Raw genomic sequence first — 21,228 nt, forward strand, 5'->3', positions numbered from 1 at the left:
GGACTCGTCCACTGGAGGGATCTATCCATGAGCGAAAAGCGACGGGGCTTAGGCCGCGGTCTTGGCGCACTCATTCCAAGTTCCGCCGCTATCAACGGGTCGGGCACTGGAACACCTGCGTCACGCCCAGTGGACCTATTCTTTCCGGAGGGTCGGAAGAAGGTAGTCCCGGGCGAGGATTCCCTCTCTACGGATGACACCCGGACCCCTTCGGCCGATTCAGCCTCTTCGTCCGGCTCTGAGTCTTCTTCTGCTCCGGACACTCAGTCGGCAACGGCCACCGAAACCGCAGATGCTTCCAAAGCCGCTGCAACCAAAGCGGAAAGCACGGCAGACACCAAGACGGCTGACAAGCCCGCAACGGCCAAGACGGCTACCGGGACGGAGCCGGCGGCCCGCAAGACAGCGAACAGCGTGAACGGACGCACAAAGAGTTCCGCAGCGACCGAGACGCCCAAGGCTGAGGGTGAGATTCCCGAAACAGACAACGGCGTTGACCTGGTGGAAGTCCCCGGAGTGCGCTTCGCTGAGATTCCCGTGACAGACATCCATCCGAACCGTAAACAGCCACGCTCGGTCTTCGATGAAGACGACATGGCGGAGCTCATTCACTCCGTACGGGAAATCGGTGTCCTCCAGCCAATTGTGGTGCGGACATCAACCGAAGAAGGTGGAGAGCCCTATGAGCTGGTGATGGGTGAGCGCCGGTGGAGGGCTGTTCAGGCTGCGGGCCTGGCAACCATTCCTGCCATTGTGCGTGACACCACTGACGATGATCTCCTCCGGGATGCTTTGCTTGAGAACCTTCACCGCAGCCAGCTGAATCCGCTGGAAGAAGCGGCGGCTTATCAGCAGCTGCTCGAAGATTTCGGAACCACCCACGAACAGCTCGCCGATCGCATTGGACGCTCCCGTCCCCAGGTGTCGAACACACTCCGACTGCTCAAACTTCCCCCCTTGGTCCAGCGCCGGGTAGCTGCAAGTGTGCTCTCTGCCGGGCATGCCCGCGCGCTGCTTGCCCTTCCGGATGCAGCAGCGATGGAGCGGTTGGCGCAAAAAATCGTGGCCGAAGGTATGTCGGTTCGTGCCACGGAAGAAGCAGTCACCCTGTATCAGGATCCTGCTAAGCCGCCTAAGAACAACATTCCGAGGCCAGGTGCCCGTCACGAGCGCCTGGATTATCTTGCGTCTTCCCTCTCAGACCGATTGGACACCAACGTTAAGATCTCTCTGGGTGTCCGTAAGGGACGCGTAAGTATTGAGTTCGCCAGCGTTGAAGACCTTAATCGCATCATGGAGGTCTTGGCTCCCGGCGACGAGAACTAGCCGTATGTCTTCTAACTAGCCGTACAGTCTTCTAGAGCGGGCCTGTTTCACGTGAAACAGGCCCGCTTTTGTTTCCCCTGAATCTTACTGAGCTTCTGACTGCGTGCCGTTCTACTTGACCACCGTGCTATCCCCTGTGATCGTCTTCAACGTCGGTATTTGTGGACTGCAGGTAGGAGTCGCCCCCGATTAGGTTTCCTTTCGTGGTTGTGGAACTGATTTTTGGCCCTGCAAGATCCGGTGACGCTGGAATCGGGGCGTAGGAGGTAGATTCCAGGCTGCAGGCATGTAGGGCATTCGTGAATACTGCAGTAGGATCGTCGAAATCATATAAACCATGGAGGAATGGCGCACAGACGCTCTGCGTGTTTTGGCGCTGACCTGGGATCGGACTGTGCCAAGCGTCGACGCGCTCTTGTTCTCAAAGGCCTTTTGTCGCCAGACCTTCCTTAGCCAATATCGTGTAGCCGATTGATGAACGCTTGGCCTTTTCGCTTCTGCGTGGAGAATCGTATCTGAGAGGCACAATCTCCCACTAGTCAGCTGAACACGCTGCCGGGATTATCCGCAGTCGATCCTGTTGTGTGCGGTGCGGCCACTATGCGACAACTCAGAACTCACGCTCCGAGAACTCAAGAACTCATCCCCCGGCTACACGAAAACTAGGATGTGGTTTTGCCGTGGCGGCACGCTCGGTTTCACGTGAAACGTCGTTGCCTCCGCACGGACGTCACATCCGCTCAGCCGAGACCAGGGTTTCTGTCGGTTGACTCGGGGGAACGGCCATTCTTCCGATCTGGGAATGGTGGCACCTGGATCATATTGTCCCTTCCGGGTATCCGAACCACTGGCTGCATATTCCTCGAGCCAGATGCGACGTGACCGTTCATCCAGTGGTCCCGCTACACGGAAGTCGAGCAGTGGCCTGCTGCATAGGTTTCACGTGAAACATGGGACTCTTGGGGCTGGCGGGAGGGGACCAACCTTTCGCCCTGGCAGAGACACTTACAGTGAGTCCGTTCAGCCACACAACGGTGGAGGAGCTCCCCCGTGGATGATGTGGGGAATGCATCGTTACATTTGCGCCAGCCAACCCCTACCGCTACCAGCGCTGCCGCAGGGCTCGCGGACTGATAGCTGATCCCTGCATGCCCGTCGAGACCATGCAGAAGCGGGTCGCTCTTGCCGACGGTCGGGCCGGCACGGGAAGGCTCCTACGCGGCGTGTGTCAGCCGCTTGAAGCGCTCAACAGCGGCGTCCTGTCGGCATCATGGCTATGGGCACCGTGGGTGCTCACACCTCTCTCTGGGATGTCCAGGTCCCCGTGCTCGCGCTGCGGAAGAGATGTACGCAGAATCCTGCCGCGATGCTGTTCCCGGCAAGCCGCTCACGTTCTCCCACCGGAGAATGGCATGTTTGCCCAGCTATCCGAGTTGGGCATGATCGTCTATAACGACGGTTCGGCCGGCCGGAGGGCTGATCTATCTTGACCGCCATCTGCCCGTCTCCCGTCGAGGCCTTCAGATCTTCCGGCCACGTAGCCGTCCGTCGTTGGGGAAGCAGTTCGGCCCCGGTGTTGTCTATACGACGAGGTCTGCGCAAATGGATGAATGGGCTTCGGACCGCTCCCCCATGGTCCGGGGTATTTGCGACGACCTTGCGGGCGCCGTGCTGAGGAGCACATTTCGTCCGCGGGGTAAGCCCACGATGCGATCATCTTTCGAAGAAGCCGGGTAGTGGCCGTTGGCCTCAGTCTTCGCCCAGCGCCAATGGCAAGGACGGATCGACGTGGTGGAGCGGGCATCCGTGGCATCTCAGGGCCTCCCAGTCGCGGACTGTCTGTTGTCGGGCTGATGATGCAGATTCCCGGATCGTGCTCTTGCTCCCGGTATGTGTGGCAGTGTCTTGGCACCGGAACGATAGCCCTGCCTGTAGGTGCATTCGCAGCTTTGCTTGATTTGCACTTATGCAGTCCCCGAGCTGAGCTTCTCTTGCGACCAGCCATCCAGGATTAGTCGTCGTCAATTTCCCGCGCACAAAGTCATTGCCTTGCTCTGTCGACCATTGTCTGGACCCAGCAGTCGTACAGGCAGAGCGATCTCCTCAATCGTGTTCGCGTCATCCCTGGCGCCCTTTGGATCCTCCACATTGGGCCATAAATGGAGTCCACAGCGCGAGGACGAGGTTCAGCTGCACATTTCCACACGGTATGAACGGCAGCCTTGGCTGTGCATAGTGTGGTGGATATCGCTGTGGATAACTTTGTGGATAGTCCTACTCAGGTCCGCCCTCTGTGCTAGACGCCCATGCGACAAAACGTTCCCGAACGACCTCGAGTACATAGCCGGCAGTCCGGAACGTCAGCTGTTTCACGTGAAACATGAAGGAGCGGCATACTCCCCGTGCCGAAAACTGCATAAAATCGCCTTGTGTAGGCGAATTCCGGCGAGTATTCGTGGAAAACCAGGTCAGAAGCGGAGGTGATGATTCTCTATTCCGCCGTCCCTACGCTTGATACGATGACAAGCTGTCGCAGCCCTACTCGTGATCTAAATCCACAGGCCCCTTAACCTGCCGAGAAAGCTGTGGGAAGGCCTGTGGATAACGGTGTGAATAACTTCTGGGGATAACCGGTCGCTCTCGGTGCATAGGAGCATGAGTCATCGGTCGCGTGGCACTGAGACGCACGGATGAGCCTAGCTGCATCCCTCGGACGAAGGTCGTGGGAGACAGAACCACTGTGGGATTGGACCACGTATGTGGCCCTTCCCGGGGGCCACGAACTCTGCATCGCTTCCGCCACGAATGGGTGGAGCTGCAGGCACGGTAAAGATGGGCGGGTCTGGTGACTGTTCCAGTAGGTACGCCAACGATGGCCGCCTGAACCCGAGGACCTCCTTGGACCATCTGGTTCCCTGGTTCCCTAGTGATGACCATCTGGCTCCCCGGCGAAGAGCATGCGGTTTCGCTGGACGTAAGCCACGCAGCGAACGTGGCTCGTCCTCGCCGCCGATACATTAATCGGCCAAATCGAACTCCACTTGGGTCCGGAGTCGTGATGTGGTGCTGAGGATTCAAGCCGTGCGACCCGCCCGCTTGGCGAACAGAAGGGCTACGTATGCGCCGACCCATCCGGTCGGTCTCCGGACACTCGGGCTCTGTCCCTGCATACTCTCGTGTCGCTGAGGCTTGCGAACTGGAAGGCCGCTTGTTGAGAAACCGACGCTCCAGGATATGTGGCGCGTTTGCTGTAGGTGCCGACGCGCGATCCTGTGTGGGGTCACCGTTTTATCTGAAACGCTGAGCCGAAATGCCATTGGGGATTGAGATGCGAGTTCAGACCAGCGGGATGGTGTTTCACGTGAAACTCTAACCGCACATAGATGGGGTGAGTCCGGACCCCGGATGGGACAAGAGGGAGTTGCTCGAACCCAGTTCGATGTTGATCTGTTCTTCTCTTGGCCACAGCCGGTTGAGCACTCGGATCAGGAAATAGGTGGCCCTGTGGCGGGACCGCCATTTGGTCATCAGCTCTTCCGTTGCAGTGAAATCTAGCGCCATACCTGGCGGCGGCGGAGAGACGCAGAAAGTCAGGGGAATGACGAGAGAAAGGAGAATAGCCGGCTCCGAATGGGTCCGCGCTGTAGAAGGTCTCGATTCAGCCGACGTCAGCGTTCGCGTGAGATGGTCTCCGAAATGCACTCCTTTCTCAGGACAGGCGCCCAATCCCAGATCGTTCAAGACTCCTGGAGTGCCCGTATTACGATCCGTGCGTTCTGACCGCCCATCCTGGACTTCAGCGGAAACGCTATCGTCGTGAGCACTCAGCATGGCAGGGCCGAGGGCTGGTGCTGATCCAAATCCAATGTTTTTTACAGTCGGATGTGGCCGTGTTGCTATTGCCAGGGCTGTGCAATGCCCAGACTGCCCCGATTGCTGGAACCCGCAGAACCGTCGAATCAGATCACATGTTGTTCCCGAGCCGAACCACAAGACTCCCCGTCCAGAAGCCAAAACTGGCGGGTGCACGGGTTGTCGTGGAACGCTGTCCTGATTCTCGAACGTGATGTATCGCGGAGACATGACTTTGACTGTTCGAGGGAGGCGTACTCCCTGGGCAGCAAGCCTGAAATGCTGAACCCGCTACCTGGACAACCTTGCCATCTACAAACCATGGCTCCTACGTCGACGATGGAATCTTCCGTTATTGGATCTGTCCTCTTCTGGCAGTAACGCTACCTTTTTCATGTGTCTGCGCGTAGACGCCGGCTCAATTCGCGGCCCCGACTGCTTGACATGTTTCACGTGAAACACGAGAGGCGCTGGCAGCAAAAACCGAGCCTCACCACAGACTCATATCGTGAAAATAGAAGATGGGAGGCCACAACTGGGCTTTCATCCGTTCTCTTTCCCTGACGGCGATCCCAACCGTCCGCTACGCAGAAGTCGAGGCGTACCGGCGTCAGCTTCTCGAATCAGTCGTACGGACTCGTAGTCGCGCCCGGAAACCCAAATGTCCGGGATGAGGGTGGAGTACTCTCAGTCGCTTGATCATTCGGTATGGAACGCATGGCGAAGTTTGAGAGCTGAGCCCGCAGCGCGGGAACGTGGAGTAGGAGTCGCATGGTTTCCTTGGCGCGGCGCCTGACCCTTGAGATTGCCTTTGGTCTCAGATGCCCCTCTCAGACGCCCCAACGAAGTTCACCATTTGCGGGAAATCGAGAGAATCAGAACATGAACCGCGATCTGGCATTGATGCCTCTTCAGAGGCATTGCTGCTCCTGGGCGGTTTGGCATTGAAGTATTGCTGCTCTTGGAGGGATAGATACCTGTTTTGGTCGGCTATTGGTCCTGTGTATTGGTACTTTCGTCATGAGTGGAAAGGTGGGCGCAGTAGCCCGGGGAAGTTTCGGTGTCGAGCGCGGCCAGGCATTGGGCGCGGACCGACCGGGGTCTGGCAGACACCAGTGATGCGTCTGGTTTCACGTGAAACGGTGCAACGTTTCCTCGGAACCAAGCGACCAAATCCTGTCTTGCTCGGTGATGGAACCCAGTCGGGCCCAAAGGAGGAAGCAGCAGGAAGCGGGACCGTTCTCACTGTTTCACGTGAAACACGCTGCGCTCCCCCCTGTTCACCGGCCGTGGAAGAAGCTGCAGCAGTCGACAGGAGACAACGGACCATGAAGCGAGCAGCATGAGCAATCCTGCACAAAAGAAGCGTCCTAGTAAAACGAACTCAATTGATCCCACTCCACACTGCAGTAGTCGCACCGCACCCGGCAGAACGCTTTCAGTCTCTGCGTAGGTTCAAGCCAAGTCACACCCGGGATCCCCGATGTGGACCAAGGCGGCGGAAAAGAAGATGGCCACCGCTCCGGGAAGCGGTGGCCACTAATTCAGGTTACTGACCCGTCCTCGTTTGCGAGGAGGAGACACAGTCCCTAGGAAAGGACGTCGGCAAATTCTTTTTCAAAGAACTGCTTGGGCTTGGCTCCGATAACGGTGCTCTTCACCTGGCCGTCCTGGAAGAGATAAACAGCCGGAATGGACGTGATGCCATACTCGGCGGCGATCGCGGGGTTATCGTCCACGTTCACCTTCACGACATTGACCTTCTCACCGTACTCCACGGAGATTTCGTCGAGGATGGGGCCAAGTTTGCGGCAGGGACCGCACCATTCTGCCCAGAAATCCACGATGACCGGCTTATCGGCGGACAGAACGTCCGAGCCGAAACTTGCATCTGTTACGTCTTTTGCATTGCTCATAACTTTGTCTCTCTCTTCGATTGGCCGTTACGCGGGTTACGCGTGAAGGTCTGCGAGGTAATGCTCTACATCGATGGCAGCGACGCAACCCGAACCGGACGCCGTGATGGCCTGCCGGTACGTCGGGTCCACAACATCGCCGGCAGCAAAAACGCCTGGAATGCTGGTCTTGGAGCTCCGGCCCTCTACTGCGATCGTTCCGGCCGGAGTGATCTCCAGCGCGTCCTTGACGAGCTCGGTCCGCGGATCGTTTCCAATGGCCACGAAGACACCTGTCACGGCCAGGTCCGAAACGCTTCCGTCCAGCAGGTTCCTGATCTTGAGACCGGTTACCTTGTCCTGCCCTATGACGTCGTCAACCGTGCTGTTCCACACGAATGAGATCTTCTCGTGGGCCAGTGCACGATCGGCCATGATCTTTGAGGCCTTGAGGGAATCGCGCCGGTGAACAACCGTGACTGACTTCGCGAACTTCGTCAGGAAGAGTGCCTCTTCCATCGCGGAGTCTCCCCCGCCGATGACGGCGATGTCCTGGTCCTTGAAGAAGAAACCGTCGCAGGTTGCACACCAGCTCACTCCATGCCCGGAAAGGCGCTTTTCGTTGGGCAAGCCAAGCTCGCGGTACGCGGACCCTGTTGAGAGAATGATCGCCCTGGCCTGGAAAGATTCACCGGTGGCGATGGTGACAGTCTTGATGTCGCCGTCGAGCTGCAGGGCCGTGACATCCTCGAACTGGATCTCAGTGCCGAAGCGAGCCGCCTGCTTCTCGAAGTTCTCCATGAGATCGGGACCCATGATGCCTTCCGGGAACCCCGGGTAGTTCTCGACATCGGTGGTATTCATCAGTTCGCCGCCGGCGGTGACGGATCCCGCCAAAAGCAAGGGCTTCAGGTTGGCACGAGCGGTGTAGACGGCTGCCGTGTAACCGGCCGGGCCCGAGCCCACGATGATGACATCACGCACTTCGGACGCGGTGTTTTCTGCGTTGCTCACTGAACGGTGAACCTCTTCCTTAATCGATGCGGCGGCTTTGGGGGCCGGCCACATGGCACAACTGAATCCTGATGTTGAATATTCCGGGCGCCGTGGAAACGGAGAAACCGTGAATCACGGAACAGAGCCACCCCAGCAAGACGCCATACCAGATTACCGGGTGCGGGCAGCAGAGCCGCGCCCGGCCACAGCCGAAGAAATCCGGCGCAACATAGGGGCGACTCTGAGCCGACTGCAGGGGCGCATGCTACTGGATTTTAATCTCTGACAAACGAAGCCCGTAGCCGTACCGGGTCTTGGGCGCAGCCAGCTTCGGGAGCGCCTTGATGTTGATGATGACATACTGCGCCTGGACCGGCTCAGCCAATGGCATGGTCAGGTCCGTTGATGTGAAACTGTTCGTCCCGACCAGTTTGGCGCCGTCCACCGAGGGGCGGTCGTTAGTATAGATGCTGATGTTTCCGCCGGATGCTCCCAGCTGGGTCAGCGTGATGGAGGAAACCTTGGCCGGGTTTTTGAGCTTCACGATGAGTGGCACACCCTCGGGTGCAAGCCCGCCCCACGCTTCCGTGGCAAATTCCATGTCCGACCAGTAGCTGGCAGCATTCCCGTCAAAAGCCTTCACCAAGTCCCCGTCGTACGTGGCGGCGAAGTCGAAGTTCCCTTGCCGGGTGATGCTCTCGATTGCTGGCGGGACTGCCGGAGCAGCGGAACTCGCCGTCGGGCCTGCAGTACCCGCTCCCGGTGTGGACGAAGCGGACGCGCCGGGGCCGGTGTTTGCCTGCGGATCGCTCTTGAAGAGGGTGCCCAGGTTGGTCACCGCGAATACCAGTCCGGCTATCAGTACGACGGCGAGGAGGCCGCCCACAAGCCAGCGCATGGAACGGGGTTCCCGATCGGTCTCGTCCTCGTAGTAGTCCCCGGCAGTTGATGCGGGCGGCACGGTGGCTGCAGGTGCTGAGGAGCGGGCAAAAGCAGGGAAGCTCTTCGTGGAGCGGTCTGTCGCGGCTGGTTCCCGGCTGCTGGCGGGCACCTCGTCGGCGACGTCCTGATCCTCGGCGTCATGACCGTAATCGTCCTCCGACCACAGGGATACCTTGGGAGATCGCGCGGCCGGGCCGTCATTCGGTCCGACAGTTCCAGAAACGGGAACGTCGGACTGAGGGGCAACGCGCTGGACCGGCTGTGGTGCGGTGGCCTGGTGCTCGGCACCGGAGTCTCCGGATGATTCGACGCCGGCTGCATCCGTGCGGGCTTCGGCACCATGGAAGGCGCCCGCACCTGCAGCAGCGACTCCTGCGCCCGCACCTGCTGCAGCGCCCGCAGCAGCACCTGCGGAAGGGGCCGTCGTCGGACGTGCCGGCGGCCTGGGCGGGACCACTGGGGCCGCCCGGTGTCCATCCACCTGGCCCGGATGGCTATTCGAATAGTTGATGTAGCCGGCATCGACGTTTTCTTCTTCGTCGTCGTACGGCTCCGGCTCGTGCGACCGCGGCTGGCCGAAGATTTCGCTGCCCAGCGTGTCCGTGAAGAAGGGTTCAACGTACGGCGGGTTGGAAGCGACGACCAGGTCCAGCAGGTCAGCGGCCGACGTGTGGTTGGTGATCAGGTAGGTTGCAGCGTCGGTCACACCAAGGTCCAGGACCTGGACGTTGCCGGGGCGTTCACCGGTGGCAACCTCGCGTGCGCTCTGCGCCACCTGCTCGGTGTTCTCCGGGCCTGCAACCAGAATGCTGACCGGACGGTTGAGAACCTGGTCCACCCCGTCCAGCACCAGATCGTGGCCGTGCGAGGTCAATACAGTGGCTGTGACCTTGTACCGGCCGCCGAGTACTGATCCAACATCGATCGGGTGGGACACGTGTTCCTCCTAGACTGTCCGGGAATTGCCGCTGCATATGATGCCATCACCGGTCAAGAGCCTGCCGGCGAGCTGGCTGATGCTTCACCGCAACTACCCCTGTTCACAGTCGATCCTAGCCGATGGGCCGCGGCCGCCGGTGGAGACAGGCAGCCAGTAAACCGGTCGAGATCACTTTTTCCGCGGCCGCCGGGACCTGAAGTAGGGGTTGTGGCCTGCCTTCCCCTGGAACGTGCGGCGGCCAGGCAAGGGGATCTCGTCCCGCATAAGGCTCCCCCGCGCCGTGCCCGGAACGTCCTCGCCAGGCAGGTAGCGAACGTCCGTGGCGTCGCCTTCCCGGGACGTTCCCGTCGCTGTAGCACGTGCCGGCGGTGCCAGGCGTTCCGGCGCCGGTCCCGCTCGGAAGGAAGCTGCGTCGAACTCACCCGAGATCCGTGGAATCAGGCCGGTGTCCACCGAGACGGTGGCCCGGGCAGGCATCGGATGTTGGGGTCCCGAGTCATTTCCTTCCGCGTTCGACGACGACGGCGTTCCCCCGGCGGCGTCCGGCGATCCGGCTGGGCCGCGGCCGAGGCGTCCCAGCAGGGGCCGGAGTAGGTCACGGAGTTCGGCTACATGGAAGATCTTGAGCAGGAAGACATAGACCACCAGCATGATGGGCCCGACCACGATGAGGGTCACCAGGGCAGCGAGCCGGTCGCTCCACGCAAAGCCGTCGGGGCTGTAGCTGCCCATGAGCCACAGTGCCCCGGCGCCTGCTATCGCGGAGCCGAGCGCGGCGTATCCCATCCGGATATACGAATTGGCAATCCGGGGGCCGTCCAGGTGCCCCAGAAGCCGGCGTAGGAAGTATGCGCTGATGACTACCGAAAGGATGTTGCCCACCATATAGAGGATGGCGATGGCGTAGATGACTTGGCCCACCGGCAGGAACTGGATGGCGAACGCACCGGCGACGTAGACGACGGCCAGCAGGAGCTGGATGTAAAACGGCGTGCGGGCGTCCTCATTGGCATAAAAGACCCGCGACATCATGAAGTTGGCACTCATGAACGGCGTGCTGAGAGCCAGGATGGTCAGCGTCTGCGCCAGCATGACGCCGTCCTGCTTGTCGCCGCCGGAGAAGAACATGCCCAGCGGCCCGGCCAGCGCGAACAGGGCAAGCGCACCAAACACCGTGGCCACGGCCATGGTCCGGAGGCCGTGGGACAGGGCCTCACGGAGCTCGGCCTTGTTGCCGTCCTGCGAGGCACGGGTCATCCGGTTGAAAAGGACTGTCGCGAGGGACAAGGCAATGATGGAATGCGGCAGCAGATAGAGCTGGCTTGCCACTTCAAGCACCGCGTTGCCGGGCAGGAAATTGGCTGCGGGATCGCCGGCATTCTTCAGTCGCAGGCGTTCGGCTCCCGGGATGGTGGCGATGCGCATGACGTAGAGGAACGCCAGCTGCCCGACGGCGGCGGTCAGCAGTGTCCAGACGCTCAGTTTTGCTGCCTGGCCCAGTCCCACCCCGCGCCACCCGAACCGGGGCCGGAGCCTCAGTTTCAGGCCGAATACCGGAATCAGCAGGATGGTCGTCTGAGCCACCACCCCGATGGTGGAGAAACCCGCGACGAACAGCGTTTGCGACGGACCCCAGTTGTCCAATGTGTGCGCGTTATCGATGTTGGCACCGAAGATCCAGATGAACATGCCGAGGCCGGCGATGGCCACGAGGTTGTTGAGGATGGGAGCCCACATGGCCGGGCCAAAGGCACCATTGGCGTTGAGTACCTGCGTCAGAAGGGCGTAAAGGCCGTAGAAGAAGATCTGCGGCAGGCACCAGAACGCGAACGCGATGGCCAGGCCCTTCTGCGGAGGCGAGTATCCCTGCGTGGTCAGGTCGATAATCAGAGGCGCGGCAAGGGTGACCAAGGCGGTGAGGCCCAGAAGCAGCAGGACGGCAAGGGTCAGAAGGCGGCTGATGTAGTCCGCTCCCCTGTCCGGCGCCTTGCTGGCTTTGATGATCTGCGGCACCAGCACCGCATTGAACACGCCGCCGGCCACCAGCAGGAAGATCAGGTTGGGCAGGTTGTTGGCGTTGATGAACGTGTCGTTGACCGTGGAACTCAGCCCCAGCGCAGCACCAAGCATCCATGTCTTGCCGAAGCCCAGGAACCGCGAAACCAGAGTGCCCGCCGCCATGATGGCACTCGAGCGGGATTCACTCGGCTGCGCAGGGACCGGCTGGGCTGGAACCGGCTGGGCGGCAGCAGGCCCGGTTTCACCGGCCGCACCCGCTTTGTCGGAAGGGAAATTGGTAGCTGACATTGAGTTCATCGTCTCACCCTGAGGCTGTTAATGCCGCAAGGCGTGGGGCGGACACCAGTCAAGCGAAAGACTCAAAGGTGCTCCGGCAGGACTTCCCTGGCCAGGTCTGCGATACGCCGCTCATTGGGAAACGAGAGCTTGCGCGCCAGCTCCTGGATCGGAACCCAGGCCACGTCAACAGCCTCCTGGTCAGGATCGTTTTCGATGGTGAGCTCCCCTCCGGTGGCCCGCAGGAGGTAGTGGTGCACAGTCTTATGGACACGGTGGCCGCTGACCGTAAACCAATAGTCGATGCTGCCAAGCGGAGCAAGAATGCGCCCGTCAATGCCGGTTTCCTCGGCGATCTCGCGGACGGCAGCCTGTTCGTTGTTCTCGTTGCCTTCCGGATGGCCCTTGGGAAGGCACCATTCGAGCCGTCCACCCCTATTAAGGCGGGCAATAATCGCAACCCTCAGTTCGGCGTCGGACGTGTCCACCACAACGCCGCCGGCGGAGATTTCCTCGACCGTAGGGAGCGAGGCCGGGGCCGAATGCGGGGCAGGCGCGACGTGGGCACCGATTGCCGACGGCAACGGTGGATTTGTCCTCCTGCCGGGAGCGCTCGGTACGGGATGGGCCATGAAGTCCACTCTAACGACTCTTGCCCGTCCCTGATGACCGGAACATGACATCAAGATGGACTGCGTATGACGTACTTTGCAGGCGTTCGAGCGAATGCGCGCGATCTTGACACGATTTTGTCCTGCCGAGCCGCTGGTTTCTGACAAGCTTAAGTAACTATGGCGCACGCACATCACAAGACTGACACCCACACCGTTGACTTCCAGGTGGACCCGGTGGTCCTGGAGCTCGGGCAGCGCTTTGTCGACGCCGGCCACGAACTGTCCCTGGTGGGCGGCCCGGTGCGCGATCTCTTCCTCGGGCGGACGTCCCCCGACCTGGACTTCACCACGGATGCCACACCGGACCAGACGGTTGCCCTGATCAAGAAATGGGCGGACAACTACTGGGAAATCGGCCGCGCCTTCGGAACCATCGGCATGAGGAAGTCGGGCTATCAGATCGAGATCACCACCTATCGCGCCGAAGCCTACGACCCCGAGTCCCGCAAGCCGGAGGTGGCCTTCGGCTCATCACTCACCGATGACCTGCTGCGCCGAGACTTCACCATCAACGCCATGGCACTGCGGCTGCCCAGCCTGGAACTCATCGACCCCTTTGGCGGGGTCCGCGACCTCCACGCCTCCGTGCTGGCCACCCCCGGCGCCCCGGAAACCTCCTTTTCCGACGATCCCCTGCGGATGATGCGGGCGGCACGGTTTGCGTCCCAGCTGGGAATTAGCGTGCACGACGACGTCCGACTGGCCATGAGCGAAATGGCCGAACGGATCACCATCATCTCGGCCGAACGCGTCCGTGACGAGCTGGTCAAATTGATTTGCGGGGCCCACCCCCGCGTGGGCGTGGATCTGCTGGTGGACACGGGCCTGGCCGAGTTTGTGCTGCCCGAGGTGTCCGCGCTGCGGCTCGAATCCGATGAGCACCACCGCCACAAGGATGTGTACCAGCACTCCCTGCAGGTACTCGAGCAGGCGGCAGGGCTGGAAACAGATTCCGACGGCGTTGTGCCGGCTCCGGATTTTGTCCTGCGGTTCGCGGCCCTCATGCACGACGTCGGCAAGCCCGCCACGCGCCGTTTTGAACCGGGCGGCGCCGTCAGCTTCCGCCACCACGACATGGTCGGTTCCAAGCTCACGGCGAAGCGGATGAAAAGCCTCCGCTTCGACAACGACACGATCAAGGCCGTGGCCCGCCTGGTGGAGCTGCACATGCGCTTCTACGGCTACGGGGAGGCCGGCTGGAGCGACTCGGCCGTCCGCCGTTATGTCACCGATGCGGGCCCCCTCCTGGAACGGCTGCACCTGCTGACGCGCTCGGACGTCACCACCCGTAACCAGCGGAAGGCGGAACGGCTCGCCTTTGCCTACGATGACCTTGAAGCCCGGATCGCGGCACTGCGGGAGCAGGAGTCCCTGGACTCGGTCCGTCCGGATCTTGACGGTGCCCAGATCATGGCCATCCTGGGCCTCAAACCGGGACCCGTGGTGGGCCGCGCCTACAAATTCCTGCTCGATGAACGGATGGAGAACGGGCCGCTGACGCCGGATGACGCCAAGTCCAGGCTGCTCAGCTGGTGGGCTGAGCAGCCCGAATCCCAGCCTCCGGTTACGGAGGCAGCGATGCCCCCTGCCGGCGTCGAATTTTCCCCCAAGGAGGAGTCCAAGTGAACGTCCCGATGATTGCGCCACGTCCCCAGCTCTGGATACTGCGCCATGGTGAGACCGAATGGTCCAAGAGCGGACAATACACAGGCCTCACGGACCTGCCCCTGACCGTAGAGGGCGAGCAGCAGGCAGTCGAGGCACGGAAGGTCCTGGATTCCGTCGACTTCGATCTGGTCCTGACATCTCCCCTGCGTCGCGCCCGGCGAACGGCAGAACTGGCAGGCTTCCCCGACGCGCAGCACGAGCCGCTCGCCGTGGAATGGAACTACGGCGACTACGAAGGCATCAGCTCGGACCTGATCCGCAAGGACAACCCGGACTACCTGATCTGGACGCACGGCGTGCCAAATGGCGAAACGCTGGATGAGGTGGCTGCCCGCGCGGACAAGATTGTGGCCCGGGTACTCGAATCAGGGCTGGACAACGTACTCATTGTGGCCCACGGCCACTTCTCCAGGATTCTCACGGCGCGTTGGCTCGAACTCCCGGCAGGCGAAGGCCGGCACTTCATCCTGGGAACGGCAAAGGTGTGCACCCTTGGCTGGGATAAAAAGACTCCCGCGATTGTCCGCTGGGGACTATAAAGGCCGGTTTTTAAAAACTTCTTTTGAAAACTTTACGAATTAAGTGGCGAGCCGCTGTATTCGTAGTGTAATTTTATTTCTGACCCCAGAGCGGTTTGCCGGGGTCTCGGCGCACATTCCACTGGCCAGTCAGCCGGTGCAATGGCATAGCGGAAAAGGAGGTTGGGAGAAATGATTACTTTGACTAGCGGATGGAAGATGACCATCACCGCGTTCCCGGCCCCTGTCGCTACTGTGCGCCATCTTGACCGACGATCTGACTCCTAAGACGCTGAGCTCCTGGTGCCTGGCACCAGTGGAGCGATAGCAGTTCATTGGCCGCCCTGCATGTAGGGGCGGCTAGGGTCGGCGCCGGTCCAGGCGGAACCCTGCGGTTGCGCAGCATCCCATAGTTCGGAACCAGCTTCTTGTTGGGTCTGCCGTGCAATAGCCTCAGGGGCCCTAATTTCGCTTTCTCGCGAACACTCCAATTAGTATCGGGCATTTCTTTGCCTGAATTCATGCCGCTTATTGTGACGACCATCAGTGGCGCTAATTGTCATGCCTAATTTCATTTCCAGGCATGTTCGGGGGAAACGACAACCGCCACAACAGCCGCAACATCCCGCTCCCAGCCTGCCAGCCAGGCTGTCCGATATGCGCGAAAGGAGGTACGACAATGATCAAGAAATTTCTGGAAATGCTGTATTCGGGACCCAACCCTGTCGCCGGCAACCGCCGTGAATTCAACGAAGAACTGCTGAACTGGCACCGTGAGTACGTCTATGCAGCGCTACACCAGCAGATCCGTGGCCTGAACTGACACCACAGCCCTCTTCGGGCCATAGGAGGATCTGATGGCCAAAGCCGGCACTCATCCGCAAGGAGCCCACGCGGCGACGCCTGGGCTCCTCCGTTTAACCACACCGGTAAGCTCGAGACCATGCAGGAGACAAAACAGCCGGCGCACCGACGACGCGCCCGCCTGGTCGTTCCGAGCCGCAGCGATCTGCTGCTGAGGAACTTCACCGAACTGATCGGCGGGCCGATGGGTGCACGGTCGGCCCCCGGGATTGTCTCGCCCGGCGTGTTCACTGTGGAGCGGGTGCTGATCATCCTGACTGTCCTGGCCGCCCTGGCCGGCATACTCGTCAAAGGCTACTGCCGCGTCAACGGGTGGGAGTCACCCAGCCAGTTTTACGCCACCTGCTACTCGGACTTTCCCGAGCTGTTCCGCAACAGGGGCCTGGGAACGGGGACCTTCCCGTTCCTCAGCCAGGGAAGCCTGTTTGAGTACCCGGTCCTCATGGGGCTGATTGCCGGCGTTACCGCTCTGATGGTTCCAGGAGAGGGCGTCAGCGACGCCCGCGTCCTGGGATATTTCGACGTCAATGCCACGCTCATTGCCGCAGCCTGGATTGTCACTGTGCTCGCGACTGCAAGGATGTCGCACCGACGGCCCTGGGATGCGGCAATGGTGGCACTGGCCCCGGGAATCGTCCTTGCCGGGACGATCAACTGGGACATGTGGGCCGTTGCCCTGCTGGCCTTGGGAATGTACTTCTTTTCGCGTGAGCGGCTGGTACTTGCAGGCGTCCTGATCGGGCTCGGCACAGCCACGAAGCTCTACCCGGTGCTGATATTCGGTGCCATCCTGCTGCTTGCCCTGCGTACAGGACGGATCCGGGCCTTGCTGGTTACCGCCGGGGCCGCCGCCGTTTCCTGGCTGGCCGTCAATGTGCCCGTTGCGGTCCTGAACCCTTCCGGCTGGAAGTACTTCTACCAATTCACCGAGGACAGGCCCGCCGGATACAGTTCCATCTGGTTCGCCTACAACCTGGTGGCAGACAGGCTCAGTTGGAAAACTCTGGGCCCGGACACGGTCAATTCGCTGGCCCTGAACATTTTTGTGCTGGCGTGCGTGGGGATTGCCGTCGTGGCCCTGACAGCTTCGAGGCGTCCCCGCCTTGCGCAGCTCGCATTCCTGATCGTCGCGGCATTCGTCCTGACCAACAAGGTGTACTCACCCCAGTTCGTGATCTGGCTGATTCCCCTCCTGGCGCTGGCCCGGCCCCGGTGGCGTGATTTCCTCATCTGGCAGGGCATTGAGGGCCTGCACTGGGCTGCCATCTGGATGTACCTGGGCCAGGTGACCAGCGGCGGCCCTTCACAGCACAATATAGATATGCCCTACTACGTCCTCGCCGTGGTGGCACATATGCTTGCAACTGCATATCTAATGTTCAGGGTGGCGTGGGACATCTACGATCCCGCTTACGACCCCGTCCGCCGCCATGACCTGGACGACCCCCATGGCGGCCCCTTCGACGGCGCGGCGGACAAGCTGCGGCTCAGTCTCCGCCGTCCGCTGGAATCCCTACTGCCGTGGAGGGCGGGGAGCCGTGCCTGACGTCGCCGTGGTCGGCTCCGGACCCAACGGACTGGCGGCCGCTGCGGTTATGGCCCGCGCAGGCCTCTCCGTCGAGGTGTACGAAGCGGCAGCGATCATGGGCGGCGGGACCCGCACTGTGGAGCTGATGCAGCCCGGGCACATCCATGACATCTGCTCTGCGGTCCATCCGATGGCGTTGGCATCACCCTTCTTCCGCGCATTCGAGTTGGAGCGGCGGGTGGAGCTGGTTGTACCGGAGCTTTCCTTCGGCTCACCCCTGGACGGCGGCAGGGCGGCTCTTGCCTACCGCTCCCTGGACCGCAGTGCCGCTGCCCTGGGGCGCGACGGGGATGCCTACCGGAAACTGATGCTTCCGCTGGTCCGCCGCATCGACGGCGTCATGGACCTCACGCAGAACCAGCTGTTGCGGTTCCCGGCGGACCCGGTTGCAGCGGTCCTCTTCGGGTTGCGGACCCTCGAACAGGGCTCGCCGTTATGGAATGTGAGATTCCGGGAGGACCTGGTTCCATCGCTGATCACGGGCGTGGCGGCCCATGCAGTCTCGCATCTTCCCTCCCTGGCAGCTGCCGGGGCAGGGCTAATGCTGAGCGCACTGGGACACGCCCGGGGCTGGCCGATTCCAGTTGGCGGATCAGCTTCCATTGCCGCCGCATTGGCCGAGGACATCAAGGAGCACGGCGGCGTGATCCACACAGGGACTCCAGTGGAAAGCCTGGGGGAACTGGGCAGGCCGCGGGCAACACTGCTGGACGTCGCGCCACGGGGATTACTTGGCATTGCAGGCACGGAACTACCGGACGGCTACCGGCGGTCCCTCGAAGCCTTCCGCTACGGAAACGGCTCATGCAAGGTGGACTTCATCCTCTCCGCACCGGTCCCGTGGGCCAACCGGGAGCTGGCACAGGCCGGCACCGTGCATGTCTGCGGTACCCGCGCCGAAGTGGCGAAAGCAGAAAACGAGGTAAGGGCGGGACGGCACCCGGAGCGGCCTTATGTCCTTGTGGCACAGCCATCGCCTTTCGACGGCGGCCGGGCGCCGGCAGGCCGCCAAATCCTGTGGGCGTACTGCCATGTTCCTGCCGGATCCACGGTGGACATGGGCGAGGCAGTCACGGCTCAATTGGAACGTTTTGCCCCCGGGTTCCGGGACGTGGTGGTGCAGGCCCGCGTCACTACCGCCGCGGAACTGGCCGAGTACAACCGCAACTATGTCGGCGGCGACTTCAGCGCCGGAATCATGGATGTACCCGGCCTGCTCCGGAGGCCGGTAGTTTCACCCGTGCCATGGCGGACGCCATTGCGCGGGGTCTACATTTGTTCATCTTCCACGCCACCGGGACCAGGCGTGACGGGCATGCCTGGTTATCATGCAGCGAAGCATGCCCTCAAGGACATATTCGGTCTGCCGGTCCCGGGACTTGGCCTTTAGGGCTTACATTTAACGCCGCAATAGCCACTCCCTGCCGAGTGGGAGGCCGGGGTTTTAGTTTGCGGCGGTGAAGCATGCCCTCCGGTGCGCAGGGCATTCGATCTCGTCGAGCAGGGCCACTGCGTGCCCGCCATTTTGGACGCCCGCGACGCCTACGACGAAGCGCAGGATGCTGCCGCCTTGGACTGGGAGCCGGACGGGTCGGGGCGCAGCGCGGGAACCTGAGAGCAAGCGCATTCCAAAAAGGGGCATAATGGCGCAGTGGGGAACTCAAAAAATCTGTCACTTGCCGTCATCGGACTCATTCTCGGCGCCGGGCTGGTCGCCTGCGACGATGGCCGCGGGGGTGCAGAAAATGCTGCCAAGCAGTTTGCGTCAGCGGTTTCCGCGCTCGACGTCGGATCCGTCGCCTTTGATGGCAGGGACCCGGCCGTCGCCAAGCAGCAGGTCCAGGACGTGTTCAAAGCCCTCGACCCGGACAAACCGGCAGTAGAGGTGGGCGACGTTACCCTGGATGGCGACAACGCCACTGCTCCGCTGAACTACACCTGGAAAATCGGTGCCGGCGAGTGGAAGTACACGGTCTCCGCCAAGTTCAAGAAATCAGGCGACAAATGGCTGACGGTCTGGGACCCCACCATCCTGGTGCCCGGCCTTGCTGACAACGAAATCCTCAGCAAGGGCACTCAAGCACCACAGCGCGCCGATATCCTGGGCGCCGGTGACGCAAAACTGGTCACGTACCGGCCCGTAGTCAATGTCGGCATCGACAAGCCCCAGCTGGGGACCCAGGACGCGGCCGCGGCAGCGACCAAGCTGGCCCAACTTGTGGGAGTGGACCCCGCAGCTTACGCACAACAGGTGCAGGCCGCCGGCGCTGAAGCCTTCGTTTCCGCCATCACTTTGCGGGATGAGGGAAGGACCATCAGCGACCAGCAGATCGCCGCCATTCCAGGGGCCCGCGGAATTCCTGACAGCGTGCCGCTCGCGCCCAGCCGCACCTTCGCCCGTGCCGTTCTCGGTTCGGTCGGGGAGGCCACTGCGGAACAGATCGATGCCTCCGGGGGGGCCCTGAGCGCCGGGGATGTAACAGGTATCGGAGGGCTCCAGCAGCAGTACGACGCCCAACTTCGTGGCACCCCCGCTGTTGTCATCCGTGCCCAGCGGGCAGACCTCACCCGCGAAGAGATCCAAGGAGCCGCCACCGATCCCCGCAGGGTGGTCTTCCAGGTGGCGCCGACCCCGGGCACGCCGCTGAAAACCACTTTGGATCCGAACCTTCAGGCACTCGCGGAGAGCACGTTGGCCAACGTGGGCCCGGCGTCCGCCATTGTGGCCCTCCGGCCGTCCAGCGGAGCGGTACTGGCGGCGGCATCTGGCCCCGGAAGCAACGGCTACAACACTGCCATGCTCGGTCAGTACGCGCCGGGATCCACCTTCAAAATGGTGGATTCACTCGCCTTGCTGCGCGACGGGCTAACCCCCGATTCGAAAGTGGAATGCACGCCCACGCTCACCGTTGACGGCCGGACGTTCAAGAATTCGGAGGGTTATCCCACCTCTTCATTGGGCTCCGTGACGCTCCGTGATGCCTTCGCGCACTCCTGCAACACCGCGTTTATTTCGCAGCGGGACAACGTCAGCCAAGGCCAACTCGAGGCCGCCGCAATGGCCATGGGAGTGGCTGTGGAAGTGCCCTCACTGGGTGCCGCCGCTTTCCTGGGATCGGTACCCGGCGCCGCAGAAGGCACCGAACACGCAGCTTCGATGATCGGGCAAGGCAAAATACTCCTCTCGCCGCTTGCGGCGGCCATCATGGCCGGTTCCGTGGCCAAGGGCTCGCCCGTTTCACCGCAATTGGTCCTGAATCCCGGCGCCGGTGCCGCTGCAGGGACGACCGCCGGGCCTACCGCAGACGCCACCCCGCCGTCGCCGTCGCCGTCGTCGACTGTTACGGCGGAGGCGCCGTCTAAGGCTTCAGACAAGCCGATCACCGCTGCGGAGGCGGCAGCCTTGTCAGACATGATGCGGGCCGTCGTAACGTCGGGCCATGCAGGCTTCCTGGCCAGCGTCCCTGGTCCGCCGGTGGGGGCTAAGACGGGGACGGCGGAATTCGGCAACGACAACCCGCCTAAGACACATGCCTGGATCGTGGCCGTACATGGTGACCTGGCCGTTGCTGTCTTCGTGGAGGATGGCGGCCTTGGCGCCACGACGTCCGGTCCGCTGCTCAAACAGTTCCTCACAGCCGCGGGCTGACAGCACTGAGCTGGTGCCGTG

Annotated in this window: 13 protein-coding genes; 8 read left to right on the top strand and 5 right to left on the bottom strand. The window is 61.7% G+C overall.

All coding sequences use genetic code 11. The features are described from left to right. Positions 1–27 precede the first annotated feature (27 nt). The gene (locus tag QFZ40_RS19855; protein ID WP_306906512.1) at positions 28–1,326 is read left to right on the top strand and encodes a ParB/RepB/Spo0J family partition protein; all 1,299 of its coding nucleotides are present in this window, start codon (positions 28–30) and stop codon (positions 1,324–1,326) included. Positions 1,327–6,767: 5,441 nt separating this feature from the next. On the opposite strand, the gene trxA is transcribed toward QFZ40_RS19855, so the two are convergent. From trxA to QFZ40_RS19880, 5 genes are all read right to left on the bottom strand, one after another. Then, on the bottom strand, positions 6,768–7,094 hold the full coding sequence (gene trxA / locus QFZ40_RS19860; protein ID WP_267276998.1) for a thioredoxin: 327 nt from the start codon (positions 7,092–7,094) through the stop codon (positions 6,768–6,770). 36 nt (positions 7,095–7,130) lie between these two features. Next, positions 7,131–8,087: a thioredoxin-disulfide reductase gene (trxB, locus tag QFZ40_RS19865; RefSeq protein ID WP_306906513.1), complete on the bottom strand. Its 957-nt coding sequence runs from the start codon at positions 8,085–8,087 to the stop codon at positions 7,131–7,133. A gap of 247 nt (positions 8,088–8,334) precedes the next feature. After that, positions 8,335–9,948 (bottom strand): discoidin domain-containing protein, encoded by a 1,614-nt coding sequence (locus QFZ40_RS19870; protein WP_306906514.1) that lies wholly within the window; start codon positions 9,946–9,948, stop codon positions 8,335–8,337. Positions 9,949–10,119: 171 nt separating this feature from the next. Then, entirely contained in the window at positions 10,120–12,258 is a 2,139-nt protein-coding gene (gene murJ / locus QFZ40_RS19875; protein ID WP_306906515.1) for a murein biosynthesis integral membrane protein MurJ, read from the bottom strand. Positions 12,259–12,329: 71 nt separating this feature from the next. Continuing rightward, a complete protein-coding gene (locus tag QFZ40_RS19880) occupies positions 12,330–12,830 on the bottom strand; it encodes an NUDIX hydrolase (RefSeq protein ID WP_214964453.1) in 501 nt (166 codons plus the stop codon). Positions 12,831–13,037: 207 nt separating this feature from the next. On the opposite strand from QFZ40_RS19880, the gene QFZ40_RS19885 reads away from it, so the two are divergent. The 7 genes from QFZ40_RS19885 (at position 13,038) to QFZ40_RS19915 (ending at position 21,207) form a co-directional block, all read left to right on the top strand. Continuing rightward, on the top strand, positions 13,038–14,546 hold the full coding sequence (locus tag QFZ40_RS19885) for a CCA tRNA nucleotidyltransferase (RefSeq protein WP_306906517.1): 1,509 nt from the start codon (positions 13,038–13,040) through the stop codon (positions 14,544–14,546). A gap of 8 nt (positions 14,547–14,554) precedes the next feature. Then, positions 14,555–15,127, top strand: a complete 573-nt coding sequence (locus QFZ40_RS19890; protein WP_306907006.1) for a histidine phosphatase family protein — start codon at positions 14,555–14,557, stop codon at positions 15,125–15,127. Positions 15,128–15,785: 658 nt separating this feature from the next. Beyond that, positions 15,786–15,929, top strand: a complete 144-nt coding sequence (locus QFZ40_RS19895) for a hypothetical protein (protein ID WP_306906518.1) — start codon at positions 15,786–15,788, stop codon at positions 15,927–15,929. 120 nt (positions 15,930–16,049) lie between these two features. Next, the gene (locus QFZ40_RS19900) at positions 16,050–17,516 is read left to right on the top strand and encodes a glycosyltransferase family 87 protein (protein ID WP_306906519.1); all 1,467 of its coding nucleotides are present in this window, start codon (positions 16,050–16,052) and stop codon (positions 17,514–17,516) included. Further along, the gene (locus tag QFZ40_RS19905; protein ID WP_306906520.1) at positions 17,509–18,948 is read left to right on the top strand and encodes a phytoene desaturase family protein; all 1,440 of its coding nucleotides are present in this window, start codon (positions 17,509–17,511) and stop codon (positions 18,946–18,948) included. Before QFZ40_RS19900 ends, QFZ40_RS19905 begins: the two co-directional genes overlap by 8 nt. 84 nt (positions 18,949–19,032) lie before the next feature. Further along, on the top strand, positions 19,033–19,173 hold the full coding sequence (locus QFZ40_RS19910; protein WP_306906521.1) for a hypothetical protein: 141 nt from the start codon (positions 19,033–19,035) through the stop codon (positions 19,171–19,173). 36 nt (positions 19,174–19,209) lie between these two features. Then, positions 19,210–21,207 carry a penicillin-binding transpeptidase domain-containing protein gene (locus tag QFZ40_RS19915; RefSeq protein ID WP_306906522.1) on the top strand — a complete coding sequence of 666 codons (1,998 nt, stop codon included), beginning with the start codon at positions 19,210–19,212 and terminating at the stop codon, positions 21,205–21,207. The last annotated feature ends 21 nt before the right edge of the window (positions 21,208–21,228 follow it).

The organism is Arthrobacter pascens (assembly GCF_030816475.1).
Taxonomy (GTDB): Bacteria; Actinomycetota; Actinomycetes; order Actinomycetales; family Micrococcaceae; genus Arthrobacter; species Arthrobacter pascens_B.